Genomic DNA, 14404 nt, shown 5'->3' on the forward strand with positions numbered 1-14404 from the left:
CGGGATGGAATAGTACGGGTATCCTGCGCATCTGCGCCGTTCGCACCTTCCGGATACATGGCGAACTTACTGCATGGCTGGCGGTAGTGTTTTCTGTGCGGGTGATAAAAGGGAGGGGAAAATCATTACCGGGACTGAAGAGTTTTGTCGTTCCTGAAATGTGAACGCAGGCAGATTGATGCGCACACATCGCTCAAAAAATGATCTTTTTCAGGCGGATACTGAAATCAGAAAAGCATATGACCTTGAACAGTAATCACCATGACTGGAGGGATATGCTAATGAACCGACAAGATATAAACGCATTAAAGAATTTTGATTTTCTGGCGCGCAGTTTTGCCCGTATGCACGCCCTGGGCCAGCCAGTGGATATCGATGCCGTGACCGGCAATATGAGTGATGAACAGCAAGCATGGTTCCGGGAGAGATACGACCACTACCGAAAGCAGGCTGAGCGGGCGAGAGTGATAGAACTGCGGTGATATAACGAACAACGGGCTTAACGGCCCGTTGCGTATTTTCAGGCTTTGAAAATCTGTTTACGGTGCCAGCCAACATACTGTTCAGCAGGCCACTGCGTTTTGTCATAAGGGAGGAATAACTGCTGGCCGTCCCGGTGCCAGAACAGATGGTCTACCACCGGACTACGACTGACGCCGCCGGAGATGCGGATGGTCATACTCTCATCCAGCCCGAATGCCCCCATATCAAACGCGTCATGGTGTAATGTACAGAGCGCCAGGCCATTATTTACCACGCACGGACCACCATATGCTTTCCAGTGAATATGCGCCGCTTCAATACCAACCAGCGCACCATCCAGCCGGAGATCGTAACCGCAGAACGCGCACCGTGAGTGGTAAGCGCGAAGAACGATATCCCTGAAACGTGGATCGCGGTTCCTGGAGCGATCGATAAAATCGAATCCCAACTGGTTGGCAAGGATCCGCTGAATACTTTCCGGGAAGCGATCGATGAGGATCTTCTGGGCCAACTGGTCGATCATCTCAGGGTGGGCCAGCAATTGTTGGTAAGCCGCCTCATCGAAGCCGCCCGCCACCTGGTTATCAATCAGTTCTTTCTTTGTCGGCTGAGTATTGCCCTTACGCGGTTTGCAACCTTCCGCGTGAGCGATCTCCCAGAATCCATCTGTTCGCAGCCGCCAGAACGGCATATTGGGGTAATCGGTGCGCCGTTTAGGGCCAAACTCTTTCAGCAGGCGAGTAAGCGGTTCGTGGATCTCCAGGCCATAGTTAAACAGGCGTGAATGGCCTGCTTTGTACTGCGACAGTACATACAACAGCAGTAGCGGTTTATGCGGCGCGCATACGTCACCCTGACGCCAGACAGAGACGTTAGAGATGGCGGATTGCAGCATTTCAGGAGAGATCATAAGAATGAACCGGGTAACAGGCTGATGTTATTGCGATCATGCTCGCAAAATGCCGGTGACTCAAGCCCCGTTCATCACACCGTCAGTACGAAATCTTCAGGGAATGCGTGTTTTACTGACGATCATCTTCCCGACTTGTTCGCCAGCGCTGCGGATATCGCCGACCGCGCTGCCCATCACCCCGGCGACTGCTGCGCCGACCCTTACGCCTGCCCACGTCAGCGCACCCAGCCAGAATGCGGGTAACACCAGGAACATCACGCCCATAATAATATTCACAATCAGATCGTCGGAGGTGTTTTGCAGGCCCCAGAGGTTGAAGTACGAGTGGGTATCGCTGTCGTACATCATCTGCATCAGCCAGTTATCCAGCCAGCGGGCCAGTTCCCACCAGAAGGTAAGGAAGGACAGGGCGAATTGCACAAAGCTCAGCGTGATCACGGTCTTCAGATCCCATGCGGAGAACAGCAGGATCACCGGGATACAGATCACCAGCGCCATTTCGAGGAACGCCTGCACCATCGGTAGCGCCTGGCGGACATTATCAAAAGCCGGAAACAGGGCGTAGCTGGAAAGTCCCGCGCCGATGATCCCGCCCACACGACTCAGCAACTGCGTCTGGCTTAAATTATCCCCCGCACTCCCACCAAACCCGTTGTACACCAGCCCGCCCTGCGACACCTGCATATTGCGCGGGCTCACCAGTGAGCGCAGTACCGCCTCTTCATACTCCTCTTTCGACTGCCCCAGTTTTTGTAGTTGCAGCCAGAGCGTGGTATCGACCTGCTTCAGTAGCCGATTTTTCAGCCCCGTATCGCCATCGGCCCACCAGTCCCGGCATGTTGGATAGCCACCGCCACCCGTATCACTCAGACCGTCGTCGCGGCTGGCGTCATAAGGCCAGGCGGCGCGCGGTGAACGGGAGTGATCGTGGTCGTAATAGCCCGGCGTGGCGAGGTAAAAAGACGATCCCACCCAGTCCACTTCTCGGCTCTGTTCCTCGCTGATATCGCTGCCCAGCCTTTTGAGGCGTGTGCGCGACGGCCCATAGCAGTCATTAACGAAATCCTGTAACTCCTGCGCCAGCGCCGGATCGGCGATCCGGGTGTGCTGCACTTCAAAGCGCAGTTGGCGCAGGTCCGGCTTGCAGGGGAGCACCGCGACGGCGGCGCTGGTGATTCCTTTGCCCAGTGCATGCGTGAAGTACCACCACACCGGAACGGAAGCACTCTGGCCGCTAAGTTCGTTGATCAGCGGTGCATAGCCGGAATCACCGGGCTGTACTACCGACCAGCCGCACTGCTTTGTGCGCTGGCTGTCGTAGGTGAGGGTATTGATATCGACATTGAGGAACGGCACGCCCGCAAAGAGGATCACCAGCAGGGCGCTGTAGAGCGAGTGCTCCACCCAGACGACCAGCAGGCGGGCGACGTTGCCTTCATCCGCCCCCTGGCCGCGCGCTTTAAGCCACAGGGCAACCAGTTTTGCCAGCAGGGGCAGGGCGAATAGCCCGGTGGCGGTCAGCGTCTGCCACACGCCGTTGTTCACCAGCCAGCCGAGCAGGGTGAGCACGTACTCGAAATAGCTGTTGGCGGTCATCGCGGGCTGTCCGGCTGTGGATTATTGAGATTGTGCAGGCGGCGATCGCTATCGTCCGGCACTTCCACCGCCTGACCCTGAAGCTGGTCGCGCTGCTGTTTGCGTTGCAGGATAAGGCTTGCGGTATTGCGCGTCAGCGCCTGGCGGAAATCGAGTTCCAGCTTTAACTGACTCAGTTCTTCATCCAGTTGGGCGGTGGTTTTGCTCAGGCTCCCCTGCGCCTCTTTGACGTTGGCGATATTGGGCTCGCGCATGCCCGCGAGCAACGTGCGCCGGGCTAGCAGCGCCTGCTCGGTGACGCGGGCCAGCGCCAGTTCTCCCGCCAGCCGTTCGGTGAGGACGGCAACATCCGGATCGTCGCGCAGCGCCTCGACCACGCCGCGGGTTAGCTGCATGGATCCGCCGGAGGCTTTCGCCAAATTGTCGAAGCCAGGTTTCTGGCTGCCGTTAACCAGATCCGTCAGAAGGGGCAGGATCTTCGCCTTTTCTTCGTCGATCAGCGGATGCAGGCCGATCCCCGCCTGTGCGCCGGAACTCGCATCCGGATCGTCGGTGACCAGCGCGACGCTGATAGTCTGCTCGCCAACCACGCGGGTCATCCATCCGGCGGCCTCTTCAGGGGATGTCCAGGTGCTACAAAGTTCTCCGTCGCATTCGGAGGAGGCAAGAGACATGGTGCTGGTGGCAGGCTGCTGGTTGAGGATATTCCAGCCTGCGGCGGTGGCGTCATGCACCACCTTAATCGGCGGCTGGCCTTTGCCGCCGCGCTTTTCGCCGCCCACCCAGCGCTTACCCTTTTCGGCGGCCTCTTTTGCCGCTTTCTGGTCGGTGCGGATGGCGTCATTATCGCTGGCGGCGAGGGACTGGTAATTCTCCGCTTTGGCTCCCGAAAACCAGGCGGAATCTGTCGCTAAATCGGTCATCTTCTCCGCCATTTTCTGGCAGTTCAGCAGCGACTTATCAAAATCCAGCCGTCCCTGTAGCACGCCGTTGGTCAGCAGATCATAAAGCTGCGGATTGGCGCGCTGGATAATCATCGCGGGCAGGCTGGCGACCGCCCCGGTGGCACTCTGGATAACGTTGCCCATCAGCTGCTGGAAGCCGTCGGTGATGCCGTTTAGCTGGTTGCGTACCGTGGTGTCGATGTCAAAATTGCCGCACATCATATCGGCATTCCAGCCAATGCCCACGCTAAGCGGTGAAGGGCTACGGCGTACCGGAGGCGGCATGACGGCTTCACCGCCGCCAATCTGGTAGTAAAGCAGGTCGTCAACTGCGCCTCGCGTGCGGAAGCTGTAGTCGTCTGCCGCCACGCAAACCCAGGCGAAAAACAGTAAGACCAGGCAAAGCGCTCTCATCATCGCCTCCGTTAACCCGTACTGCCGAGGAAGGTTTGCCCCCGGCGCGGACAGCATTTATAGGGCCGCCACAGCGTCCAGGCGTACGCGCCATTCTCCGCCAGTTTGTCGGCGTAGGTGTCGGTGGCGCTGCCATCCGGGAACACCGAACAGGCGGCGGATTTTTTCGGGGTGAGCATCTGCCAGCGATGGTTATCGCTGTCGCCTTCGATAACCGGGGAGGGCGGCCAGTACCCGGCGCGGGATGAGGCCGTCAGCGGGGTGTAGATATGCGGTTGCCCGGTACGGGTCACCAGATCGGCCACGCGCTGGGCGATAACGGCGGCGGCTTTATAGTCGTGCGTCTGGCTGATGGCTCCGGCACGGGGATAGATATTGCCCCACATATCACCGTTTTGACCGACTTCCCGCATGCCAGGCGTCAGCGCCTCCGGGTATGTCATTTCCGGCACACCGCTGCGCCATGCCAGCGCATCCAGTTGACTCAGAAAGTACGGTTGAAAAGGCTGCGATAACGGCGAGCAGATATAACCAAACTGGGTGAAAAACGTCGCCAGTTCATCGCCTGCCGGGAAGCCGATGGCATCGGCATTCTTAAAGCGGATCTTACTGTGCTGGTTTGCGGCGCGGGGATGAGTATCACCGCCGCCTTCTGCAATGCCGGGTAACGCCGGACTGAGCAGCGACATCTCCGTCCACGGATTTTGCCCGGTGTTGCTGTAGGCCGATACCACCAGGTCCGGACGGAAATGGCTGACCTTCACCGACGTGCGTACCGAGCAACCGAGCGGCGTGCAATAGAGCCAGTAGCACAGGCCGACCACCCGATAGTTCACGCAGTCCGGCGATAGGGCGGAAGCGGCGATTTCCGGCGTGGTAATGGCTCTGAGCGGGAAAGCGGCGCACAGCATCAGGGGCAACAGAAGAGAAAAGCGGTCTGGCATAACGCCTCCAGCAACAGAGTTTTCTTCTGCCGGGTGTAGCGCAATGCCCATAAGATCACTGCTGAAAACTGGAGCCCGCCCGTGAAAATTGTTGAGTCTGGCATCAACTTTTGTTGGGCTTTCTGGTGCTATTCTGTGGTTCAGGCCGGGCTACGAAAGTGGTTCCGGCCTGTTTTTTTCTTCATTTTTTATTGTGTTTAAGGAGCAAGACCTATGCCAGTAAAACGAAAACATCTGACCCGCCATGAAGTGGGACAGATACTGCTTGCAGCGGACAGAGGGATCCATTTTGAGCGGGATTACTGCCTGATTCAGATGTGTTTTTTACACGGTCTGCGGGTCAGTGAACTGTGTGGGATGCGCCTGTCGGATATCGATTTGGTCGGGCGTTCGGTCTATGTCCGACGGCTTAAAAACAGTCTCTCAACGCAGCATCCGCTGTTTGATGCCGAATTGCCCGCGTTGATGCGCTGGCTGAAGGTGCGCCGCCGCTGGCGGGAGGCAGACAGCGACTGGCTTTTTCTGTCGCAGAAAGGAGGCCCGCTGTCGCGTCACCAGGTCAGGTTATTGCTCAGACGTTACGGCGAACTGGGCGGTGTCAGTATTTCCGCATATCCCCATATGCTGAGGCACGGATGCGGCTACGCGCTGGCGGACCTGGGGCGTGATACGCGTCTGATACAGGATTATCTGGGGCACCGGAACATCCGGCATACGGTGATTTATACGGCGACAAATACGCAGAGATTTATGAATGTCTGGGGGAATATGAGAGAAAACCACACAATTAGTGCCAGAATGTAAAGTAGTATCAGAAAAATTTAGCAAAGTGTCAAAATTTTTCTGAGACCCCTTTTGATAACGGATTATCTCTCTGTTTTTAAATAATTATTCCGATCTAATGCAGCTTAACACACCTTTGGTACCCTGCTGGCAACGTGCGTGAGTCGTCCACGTTGCCAGTTTTCATTTGCTCACCGCCTTACTGTTTTATGCCATTCCGCAAGCTCTGCTCCTCTCTCGATGGCATTTTATTTCTCATTCTCTTCTTCCACATCATTTTCTCCTGAACTCACCACTCTGGCACTAACGGGAAAGTCTAATGCAGATTTTTTCACCGCCAGAGTGATGCGGGGCCGAGTCCCGAATGTTCTTTCATCAAGGAGAAACACATGAAAAAAACGATGTTAAGCGCGTGTTTTATGCTGGCGGCGGCTAATGCCATGGCCGCCGACGGCACCATCCATTTCACCGGTAGCATTACCGACCAGACCTGCAAGATCGACACTGGCTCCCAGAATCTACCGGTGAACCTCGGCAATGTTGCCCAAACCGCCCTTAACGGGGCGAAGGGGATGAGAGCGGCGCCAACGCAATTTACCATCAACGTGAGCGAGTGCCCGGAAACGGTCACTGGTGCAAATGTGAAATTTGACGGGACATCCGATAACAACGACCAGAGCCTGCTGGCGCTGGACAGTGGCACGGGCATCGCCACCGGGGTTGGGATCCAGATCGCAGATAAAAACGGCACGGCCATCCCACTGCACTCCGCTTCATCCGACTACACCCTCGCAGAAGGCGCAAATGCGCTCGACTTTGTCGCCCGCTATGTCTCCACAGGACCGGCGGTCACCACCGGTACAGCAAACGGTACCTCTGAGTTCACCATCATTTACAAATAACGCTGTGCCGTCGCGGGGCGCATTCTCCTCCTCCTACCCATGCGCCGCCGCATAACAGGGAGCGTTTCGCAGGGATGCGGTTTTTTCGTCCGGAGATAACAAGATGAACAGGTATGCAGACATTTTGCTGGCGCTATTGCTGGCCGTATTTACCGTGCAGGCGCAGGCCGGGATTGTCATTGGCGGGACACGGATCATTTATAACGGCGACAAAAAAGAGACCTCCGCTTCTATACGTAACCCCGACAGATCCGGCGTCTGGCTGGTGCAGAGCTGGGTAGACAGCGGGATGAAGGGAAGTAAAACGCCGTTTATCGTCACGCCGCCGTTGTTTCGTATTAATCCAGGCGAAGAGAACATCCTGCGCATTGTGCGCACTGGAGGGAGCCTGCCTGAAGACCGGGAATCGGTGTTCTGGCTGAACGTGAAGTCCATTCCCGCCACCGACGACAGCGTGCCGCATGACAACGTTCTGCAGGTGGTGGTGAAATCCCGCCTGAAACTCTTTTACCGCCCGGCGGGGCTGGAAGGACTGCCGGAGACGGCTTACCACCATCTGTCGGTCTCCCGTAGCGGCAATCGTCTTACGGTCAGCAATCCCACGTCTTACTACGTCACTTTGTTCACCTTAAAGGTGGACGGGCAGGAGATCAAAGAGGCCGATATGGTGCCGCCGAAAGGCAGCGTCAGCTTCACACTGCCATCGGCCACGGCGTCCACAGTGACCTGGCAGTCGATCAGTGATTACGGCGGCGTCAGTCAGACCGAAAGCCGTAAGCTCTGAAGGAGGGAATATGAATAAGCCGAATTCCCGACTGATGATCTTCCTGCTGGCGCTGTTGCTGATTATGGTGCTGCTATTGGGTTATCTGCGTCATGCGGAAGCTCGCGAGACCTTCAATACCCACGCGCTGGAGCTGGACAGTCCGGGCCAGGCGGTCGTTGACTTATCCGCCTTTTCCGAAGCCGATTGTCAGCTACCGGGCACTTACCGGGTGACGGTGTACGTCAACGGCGAGCAGCAGGGCGAGGCGCAGGATATTGCCTTTGTTGCCGGGGCAGATAAAAAACTCACCGCGCAGTTAACTCCCGCAATGCTGAAAGCCTGGGGCGTGAACACCGCCGCGTTTCCTGCGCTTTTCACACTGCCAGCGGACAAACCGCTGGAGGATATTGGCCGCTATATCCCGATGGCTTCCAGCGAACTGCGTTTCAGTAAACTGCAACTGAATCTCAGTATCCCGCAGGCGGCGATGAGCGCCACCGCGCGCGGCTGGGTGGATCCGTCCGAATGGGACGAGGGCGTACCTGCCGCGCTGCTGAACTATAACCTCAGCGGCAGCAATACCTGGCGCGACGGGGAAAATGGATCCGATGATAACTACTACGCCAACCTGCAGAGCGGCCTGAACCTGGGCGCGTGGCGGCTGCGCAACTATTCCACCTGGAATTACGACGAGGACAATGGCAGCCATTGGGATTCGGTGAACACGTATCTTCAGCGGGATATCCAGCGCCTGCAGGGGCAGCTCACGCTCGGCGACAGCTATACGCCTTCCGATATCTTTGACAGCGTGCAGTTTCGCGGCGCGCAACTGGCGTCTGATGACAATATGCTGCCGGACAGCCTGCGCGGTTTTGCCCCGATCATCCGCGGTATTGCGCAGTCGAACGCCCAGGTCACCATTAAGCAGAACGGCTACACCATCTACCAGAGCTACGTCTCGCCGGGGGCCTTCGCCATCAGCGATCTCTACCCGACCTCGGGCAGCGGTGACCTGGAGGTGACGATTAAAGAGGCCGATGGCAGCGAGCGAACCTTCGTCCAGCCGTTCTCGGCGGTGCCGATTATGCAGCGTGAAGGCCGTCTGAAATATGCCCTCACCGCCGGGAAATACCGCAGCGGCAACAGCGACAGCGATGAGCCGGAGTTCGGCCAGATAACAGCGATTTACGGCCTGCCGCATGCCATCACGATTTATGGCGGCACGTTGTACTCGGAGGACTATCAGTCCGGGGCGGCAGGGCTGGGGTTTGGTCTCGGCGAGCTGGGTTCGGTCTCCGCGGATATCACCGCTGCGCACACCACCCTTAATAACGATGAAACCCACGACGGTCAGTCGTATCGGGTGCAGTACTCAAAAGATTTTCAGGCCACCGATACCAGCTTCACCCTGGCGGCGTACCGCTATTCCACGGAAGGGTTCTATACCTTCCAGGAAGCAAACGACTTACGCTCGGACAGCGATGATGGCTGGCGGCTGACATACAACAAGCGGCAGAAACTCCAGCTCGATCTCACCCAGAGTATCGGCAGCTACGGTTCGTTCTTTGTTTCCGGCTATCAGCAGGATTACTGGCATGAGGATGGTTACGAGCGCACCCTCAGCACCGGCTGGAACGGCAATATCAACGGTATCAGCTACAGCGTTTCCTACAGCTACAGCGATTACCCGGACAGCACCCAACCTGCCGACCAGCAGCTGGCGTTCAGCATCCAGGTTCCTCTCAGCCGCTTTATGCCGAACGCGTGGGCCAGCTACAGCGTCAACACCGCGAAGCACGGCGACACCCGCCAGCAGGTGGGCCTCAATGGGACGGCGCTTGCCGATAACAACCTCAGCTACAGCCTCCAGCAGAGCTACACCAACCATGGTGTGGGCGGCTCCGGCAATATCAACGCCGACTACAAAGGCGGGCAGGGGGAAATCATCGGCGGCTACAACTATGACGACGACACGCAGCAGGTGAACTATGGCCTGAAAGGGGGGATTGTCGTCCATCCGCATGGCGTCACCCTTTCCCAGCCGCTTGGTGACTCACTTGCCATCGTGAAAGCGCCCGGCGCGGATGACGCGAAGGTGCAGAATAATACCGGGGTCTATACCGACTGGCGCGGCTATGCGGTCGTGCCGTACGTCAACGCTTACCGGAAAAACCGCATCGCACTGGACACCAGCACGCTCGGCGATGGAGTCGATATCGACACCGCCGTGCAGACGGTGACGCCAACGCAGGGTGCAGTGGTAATGGCAGACTTCAACACCCGCGTCGGACGGCGCGTACTGATGACGCTGCTTTACCGTGGGTTGCCGGTGCCGTTCGGCGCTCAGGCGAAAATGAAGGAAGGCGGCAGCGGCATCGTTGGCGATGATGGACAGGTATACCTGACGGGCGTCCCGGATGAAGGTGATATCACGGTGAACTGGAACGGAAAACAGCAGTGCGTGGTGCATTATCGGCTACCGGAGAGTGCCGCAAACGCGCCGGTAACGGAAACTGAGCAGGAGTGTCGGGAATGAAACTTATTCGCTACATTGTGGCCCTTACGAGTGTCATCATGTTTTCTCTGCCAGTGATGGTCTGGGCGTCATGCGCCTTTACGGGCGGTGTAACCTCAGAAATTAGCGGCTATGTCACATTTGGCAATGTGTCTGTTCAACGCGATGCGCCGATAGGCAGCGTGCTAGCTACGGCGACAACCGGGACTTATAACGGTGGGCAGGCGATTGCCGGATGTTCTGAATCCTGGACTTATCGCTGGGAACTGAGCAAATGGAGCTCGTTGAGTTCCCAGGGCAACAAAGTCTATAACACCAATATTGCAGGAGTGGGGCTTCGGCTAACAAACACTGCATCCGGAAAGTTGCTCCCTTATGACCAGAGTATGGGAACGGGCAGCGTCATTATTAATGCTGATGGTATTAAAGCTGAATTAATCAAAACGGGCGATATTACGGGCGGAACCCTGGATACCGGTATGCTGGCGCGGGCCTCGGTGGCAAACCAGTTTTATTTTGCCAATGTCACTTTGAATGGCACAAATACCATTACCTCTGAATCCTGCTCCGTTACCACTAATCCGGTTAATGTCCCGCTGGGCGACCATGACAAAAGTGAGTTCAGCGGTCCGGGTACTGCAACAGCCTGGCAGACATTCAATATCAATCTGAGTTGTGTTCAGGGCGCGCGAATTAATGTGCGTATTGACGCCACAGCAGATAGCGACGCAGGCGTACCCGGCGTCATTAAACTCGACAGCGATCCCGTTAATGCCAGCGGTGTCGGCGTTCAGCTCTGGTATCGCTATGAAGACAGCCCGGTACAGTTCGGTCAGGAGCGGTATTACTATACCTCGCCATCAGGGGGTAACGAATATGTTCAGCTTCAGGCGCGCTATTACCAGACAACGCAGAGCATCACGGCCGGGAAAGCGAACGCCACAGCGACATTCACGCTGAGCTACAAGTAAATCACCGGAGCAATGACATGAGAAAAGTTATATGTTTCATGCTGTTGATGCTGGTGGTTTCACCGATCGCCCGAGCCAGTTGTTCATTTTACAGCGGCGTGTCCGGAGAAGTGCCGGGTTATCTGAACTTCGGCAATGTGGTTGTTCAGCGTGATGCGCCGATAGACAGTGTACTCGCCACAGCGGTAACAGGCGCTTATAACAATGGCAATGCCATTGCAGGATGCACCAGGGAGGCCTGGACCGCTCGTTGGGAGTTGACACAATGGGGAACGCTGAGTGGCTATGGCAACGGCGTCTACAATACCAACCTCGTTGGTGTCGGTTTACGTCTGAGTGCAGCACAAACGGGCAAAGTACTGCCCTATGAAGGCAGTTACCCCTACAACGCCGGAGGCTCATGGGCATCTATTCCTGGCGATGGCATCAAAGGGGAGCTTATCAAAACGGGAGATATCACCAGCGGCACGTTAACCGACGGTATGCTGGCGCGCGCCTCGGTAGTGAACCAGTTTTATTTTGCTAACGTCACGCTTAACGGCACCAACACTGTCACTGCAGCCTCCTGCTCGGTGACCTCGGTGGATGAGCCGGTCCAGCTTGGCGATCACAACAGGCAGGAGTTCAGCGGAGTCGGCTACACCACGGAGTGGAAGGCGTTTAATATCGTGCTGGACTGCAATAAAAGCGCGCATATTTATGTGCAAATTGATGCCACAAAAGATGCGTCGAATGCGCCAGGCGTGATGGCCATTGATTCCGAAAGCGGCAGTACCGCGGCGACGGGCGTTGGGGTTCAGCTTTACTTCGCACCGGACAACAGCGCGGCGCAGTTCGGGCAGGTAAAGGATTATTATACTTCGCCAAATGGCGGGATGGAGACCGTGCAGCTCAAGGCGCGTTATTACCAGACGGCCTCAGCGGTGACGGCAGGGCCCGCCAATGCCACGGCGACATTTACGCTGACGTATAAATAGCTACCTGAACAATTTTAAAGGTTTTAGACTAACCCTCTGTTTATCAGGGAAGATGATAATGTCCCAATATTGGTGGAAAGATCTTTTTGATCGCAATAATAACTGGCAGGGTCTGGAGTTGACACTCAAGAGCAGCCAGAGGACCGACGTGGCAATGGAAATGCTAAGTGGTCGTTATGGGCGGATGGCGCTACAGGTCTCCGGGAAGACATTATTCTGGGCATCGATGTTGAAAGATCATTCTGGTGTCTGGTTGGTGTTTAATGCCGATCATTCCGCTTGCCAGACATTATTACCGGCTGTCACATCTGAAGATATTGAGGGTATTAATAACAAAGGCGAACGTGCCTGGACAGGTGAATGGTGTCGCTATTTTTCCCGGCAATTAATGAATGCGTCAGTGCCTCTTCTGTCTCCTCGCCGATGGCTGATAAGGCCGATGGAAGCCAAATATTCATTACCAAAATTATCCGGACAGCGTGTTCCTGTAAATAGCTGGCGTTTTGATGCCCCAGAAAGCAGCGGGGATATCGGCTGTAGCTGGACGCTCTACGGCGAAGATTTTCCTTATTTGGTTAATCCTGACAAAGTCCGATTAGTGGATTGGTGGTGGGGAGGTAGCTTACTACTCGGACGTTATCCGATACAACCTGATGCCGGAAGGTTGAAATGGTGGCGTAAAAAATGCCGTGAGGGTGCGCTGCCTCCAGTACTTGTCTGGTATATAGCAGGACTGGGATCATTTGTTATTCTTGATGGTCATTATCGTTTACAGGCAGCGATTGCAGAAGAAATTCCACCTTCATTTCTGGTGCTCAGCGAATTGCAGGAACGGGATTTTGCTACCGATCAAGACCATCGTGCCCGCATTGTCCGGGCTTTAGAACAGCAGCTAAAAAATCCTAAGTGCAAAATCGATGGTGTAAATCAGACGCTGATTAATCTTTATGATACACGCTATCTTTATGGCTCAACCCATAGCCGCGCGACGCTCGGCGAAGGAACGCGCTGGGCACAGGAGTTAGAAAGCTATCTACAACGGCATCAGTTGGAAGACTATCGGGACAGAGTACTTAATGGCGTTAACGATGAATGCTGAATTAAGGATAACAAATGGCGGCATTCTTTAGGGAATACAGAATAAACGGGCTTGCGGATACCAGCATCCCTGCTGCCCGACTATTTTAATGACACTGGTTTTTGACTTTCGAGACTCTGGTGTACCGCCTCACAAATACGGCTGACCGCCAGTCCGTCCACAGCGGTGACCGGGTAAGGCGCTTTATGTATGATCGCCCGCACAAAGTCATTGATCGGGTCGATACCGAAACCACTGGCGACGCCGTTGCGGTAGTTGATGAAATAGCTGTTAGGCGTGAGCGTCATGCCCGGCGTGGTGATTTCCAGCCCGCGATGCTGTGAAGTGCTGCGGATATAGGTTGCCTCGCAGAGAATATCGATACGCCCGTCGTTGTCCTTCGGAAAGCCCTCCGGCAGCACCCACGAGTTTTCCACCACCCACGAACTGCCGTCGGCCATCGTCAGCAGGCTCTGTACGCTGTCGAAGGTGTCGAGGCCGCATTCAGCCATCAGCCGCTTCTGCCCGACGGCGTACACCGACACCACCTCCTGTCCGGAAAGATGGCGCACCAGGTCAAAGCAGTGTGAGCCGAGAAACCACACCGGGGAGCTTGCGCCCGCCCAGTCCAGCCACTCCGTCGGCACACTTATCACGTCGTCCATGCTGATATGCCCGCGCAGGATCCGCCCGGCTTCCGGTTTCTCCAGTTCGGCCTTAATGCGCATCACCGCCGGGTCCCAGCGCTTGTGGAAATCGACGCCGACCAGCAGGTCCCGCTGCTGCGCCATCTCCACGATAAGCTCGCATTCGCGTACCGAGGTGGCGAGCGGTTTCTCCGCCAGCACATGTTTGCCGTAGCGCAGGGCGGTGAGGATGGATTCGGTGTGGTACGGATCAGGTGTTGCCACCGAGACCACGTCGATGGCTTCCTCCTGCAGCAGGACATCCAGCCGGGTATAGCCCATCACGCCGTATGCCATGGCAAGGTCATCGCAGCGCGCTGTATCGGTGTCGCAGATGGCGACCAGCACCGTGTCCGGGTTGTGGCGGTACGCGTTCATATGGTGTCTGCCGTAGATACCCGCGCCCACCACGGCGGCTTTGATTTTGTTCAT

13 protein-coding genes are annotated in these 14404 nt (G+C 56.2%); 8 read left to right on the plus strand and 5 right to left on the minus strand.

Features of this window, described 5'->3' with window-relative positions; translation table 11 throughout:
• The first annotated feature begins 281 nt into the window (after positions 1 to 281).
• Complete coding sequence (gene glgS / locus OGV94_RS19635; RefSeq protein WP_001561269.1) at positions 282 to 482, plus strand: cell surface composition regulator GlgS; 201 nt, start codon at positions 282 to 284, stop codon at positions 480 to 482.
• Positions 483 to 520: 38 nt separating this feature from the next.
• Here the strand turns inward: glgS and OGV94_RS19640 are convergent, their stop codons facing one another.
• The 4 genes from OGV94_RS19640 to OGV94_RS19655 all read right to left on the minus strand — a co-directional run bounded on the left by OGV94_RS19640 (position 521) and on the right by OGV94_RS19655 (position 5294).
• Positions 521 to 1393 carry a phosphorothioated DNA-binding restriction endonuclease gene (locus OGV94_RS19640; RefSeq protein WP_286524063.1) on the minus strand — a complete coding sequence of 291 codons (873 nt, stop codon included), beginning with the start codon at positions 1391 to 1393 and terminating at the stop codon, positions 521 to 523.
• A gap of 96 nt (positions 1394 to 1489) precedes the next feature.
• A complete protein-coding gene (locus OGV94_RS19645) occupies positions 1490 to 2992 on the minus strand; it encodes a conjugal transfer protein TraG N-terminal domain-containing protein (RefSeq protein WP_286524066.1) in 1503 nt (500 codons plus the stop codon).
• The gene (locus OGV94_RS19650; RefSeq protein ID WP_286524068.1) at positions 2989 to 4353 is read right to left on the minus strand and encodes an integrating conjugative element protein; all 1365 of its coding nucleotides are present in this window, start codon (positions 4351 to 4353) and stop codon (positions 2989 to 2991) included. The genes OGV94_RS19645 and OGV94_RS19650 overlap by 4 nt, the downstream gene beginning before the upstream one ends.
• An 8-nt stretch (positions 4354 to 4361) precedes the next feature.
• Positions 4362 to 5294, minus strand: a complete 933-nt coding sequence (locus tag OGV94_RS19655; RefSeq protein WP_286524071.1) for a TIGR03756 family integrating conjugative element protein — start codon at positions 5292 to 5294, stop codon at positions 4362 to 4364.
• A gap of 213 nt (positions 5295 to 5507) precedes the next feature.
• Between OGV94_RS19655 and OGV94_RS19660 the strand changes: the two genes are divergently transcribed.
• The 7 genes from OGV94_RS19660 (at position 5508) to OGV94_RS19690 (ending at position 13307) form a co-directional block, all read left to right on the plus strand.
• Complete coding sequence (locus tag OGV94_RS19660) at positions 5508 to 6098, plus strand: tyrosine-type DNA invertase (RefSeq protein ID WP_032718898.1); 591 nt, start codon at positions 5508 to 5510, stop codon at positions 6096 to 6098.
• 368 nt (positions 6099 to 6466) lie between these two features.
• Positions 6467 to 6979: a fimbrial protein gene (locus OGV94_RS19665; RefSeq protein ID WP_009654430.1), complete on the plus strand. Its 513-nt coding sequence runs from the start codon at positions 6467 to 6469 to the stop codon at positions 6977 to 6979.
• A gap of 103 nt (positions 6980 to 7082) precedes the next feature.
• The gene (locus tag OGV94_RS19670; protein ID WP_286524074.1) at positions 7083 to 7763 is read left to right on the plus strand and encodes a fimbrial biogenesis chaperone; all 681 of its coding nucleotides are present in this window, start codon (positions 7083 to 7085) and stop codon (positions 7761 to 7763) included.
• A 10-nt stretch (positions 7764 to 7773) separates the two neighbouring features.
• Positions 7774 to 10281 carry a fimbria/pilus outer membrane usher protein gene (locus OGV94_RS19675; RefSeq protein WP_286524076.1) on the plus strand — a complete coding sequence of 836 codons (2508 nt, stop codon included), beginning with the start codon at positions 7774 to 7776 and terminating at the stop codon, positions 10279 to 10281.
• Positions 10278 to 11231, plus strand: a complete 954-nt coding sequence (locus tag OGV94_RS19680; RefSeq protein WP_286524077.1) for a fimbrial protein — start codon at positions 10278 to 10280, stop codon at positions 11229 to 11231. The genes OGV94_RS19675 and OGV94_RS19680 overlap by 4 nt, the downstream gene beginning before the upstream one ends.
• A 17-nt stretch (positions 11232 to 11248) precedes the next feature.
• Complete coding sequence (locus OGV94_RS19685; RefSeq protein ID WP_286524079.1) at positions 11249 to 12208, plus strand: fimbrial protein; 960 nt, start codon at positions 11249 to 11251, stop codon at positions 12206 to 12208.
• Between the two features lie 58 nt (positions 12209 to 12266).
• A complete protein-coding gene (locus OGV94_RS19690) occupies positions 12267 to 13307 on the plus strand; it encodes a ParB/Srx family N-terminal domain-containing protein (RefSeq protein ID WP_286524082.1) in 1041 nt (346 codons plus the stop codon).
• 80 nt (positions 13308 to 13387) lie between these two features.
• On the opposite strand, the gene OGV94_RS19695 is transcribed toward OGV94_RS19690, so the two are convergent.
• On the minus strand, positions 13388 to 14404 hold the full coding sequence (locus OGV94_RS19695) for a Gfo/Idh/MocA family protein (RefSeq protein WP_286524085.1): 1017 nt from the start codon (positions 14402 to 14404) through the stop codon (positions 13388 to 13390).

Origin of the sequence: Citrobacter sp. Ce006, assembly GCF_030336535.1 — a bacterium.
GTDB lineage: Bacteria > Pseudomonadota > Gammaproteobacteria > Enterobacterales > Enterobacteriaceae > Citrobacter > Citrobacter europaeus.

Bases quoted from the DNA above. Each gene is read 5' to 3' on its own strand.
- glgS (WP_001561269.1), top strand. From the start codon at position 282: ATGAACCGACAAGATATAAACGCATTAAAGAATTTTGATTTTCTGGCG.
- OGV94_RS19640 (WP_286524063.1), bottom strand. From the start codon at position 1,393: ATGATCTCTCCTGAAATGCTGCAATCCGCCATCTCTAACGTCTCTGTC.
- OGV94_RS19645 (WP_286524066.1), bottom strand. From the start codon at position 2,992: ATGACCGCCAACAGCTATTTCGAGTACGTGCTCACCCTGCTCGGCTGG.
- OGV94_RS19650 (WP_286524068.1), bottom strand. From the start codon at position 4,353: ATGATGAGAGCGCTTTGCCTGGTCTTACTGTTTTTCGCCTGGGTTTGC.
- OGV94_RS19655 (WP_286524071.1), bottom strand. From the start codon at position 5,294: ATGCCAGACCGCTTTTCTCTTCTGTTGCCCCTGATGCTGTGCGCCGCT.
- OGV94_RS19660 (WP_032718898.1), top strand. From the start codon at position 5,508: ATGCCAGTAAAACGAAAACATCTGACCCGCCATGAAGTGGGACAGATA.
- OGV94_RS19665 (WP_009654430.1), top strand. From the start codon at position 6,467: ATGAAAAAAACGATGTTAAGCGCGTGTTTTATGCTGGCGGCGGCTAAT.
- OGV94_RS19670 (WP_286524074.1), top strand. From the start codon at position 7,083: ATGAACAGGTATGCAGACATTTTGCTGGCGCTATTGCTGGCCGTATTT.
- OGV94_RS19675 (WP_286524076.1), top strand. From the start codon at position 7,774: ATGAATAAGCCGAATTCCCGACTGATGATCTTCCTGCTGGCGCTGTTG.
- OGV94_RS19680 (WP_286524077.1), top strand. From the start codon at position 10,278: ATGAAACTTATTCGCTACATTGTGGCCCTTACGAGTGTCATCATGTTT.
- OGV94_RS19685 (WP_286524079.1), top strand. From the start codon at position 11,249: ATGAGAAAAGTTATATGTTTCATGCTGTTGATGCTGGTGGTTTCACCG.
- OGV94_RS19690 (WP_286524082.1), top strand. From the start codon at position 12,267: ATGTCCCAATATTGGTGGAAAGATCTTTTTGATCGCAATAATAACTGG.
- OGV94_RS19695 (WP_286524085.1), bottom strand. From the start codon at position 14,404: ATGAACAAAATCAAAGCCGCCGTGGTGGGCGCGGGTATCTACGGCAGA.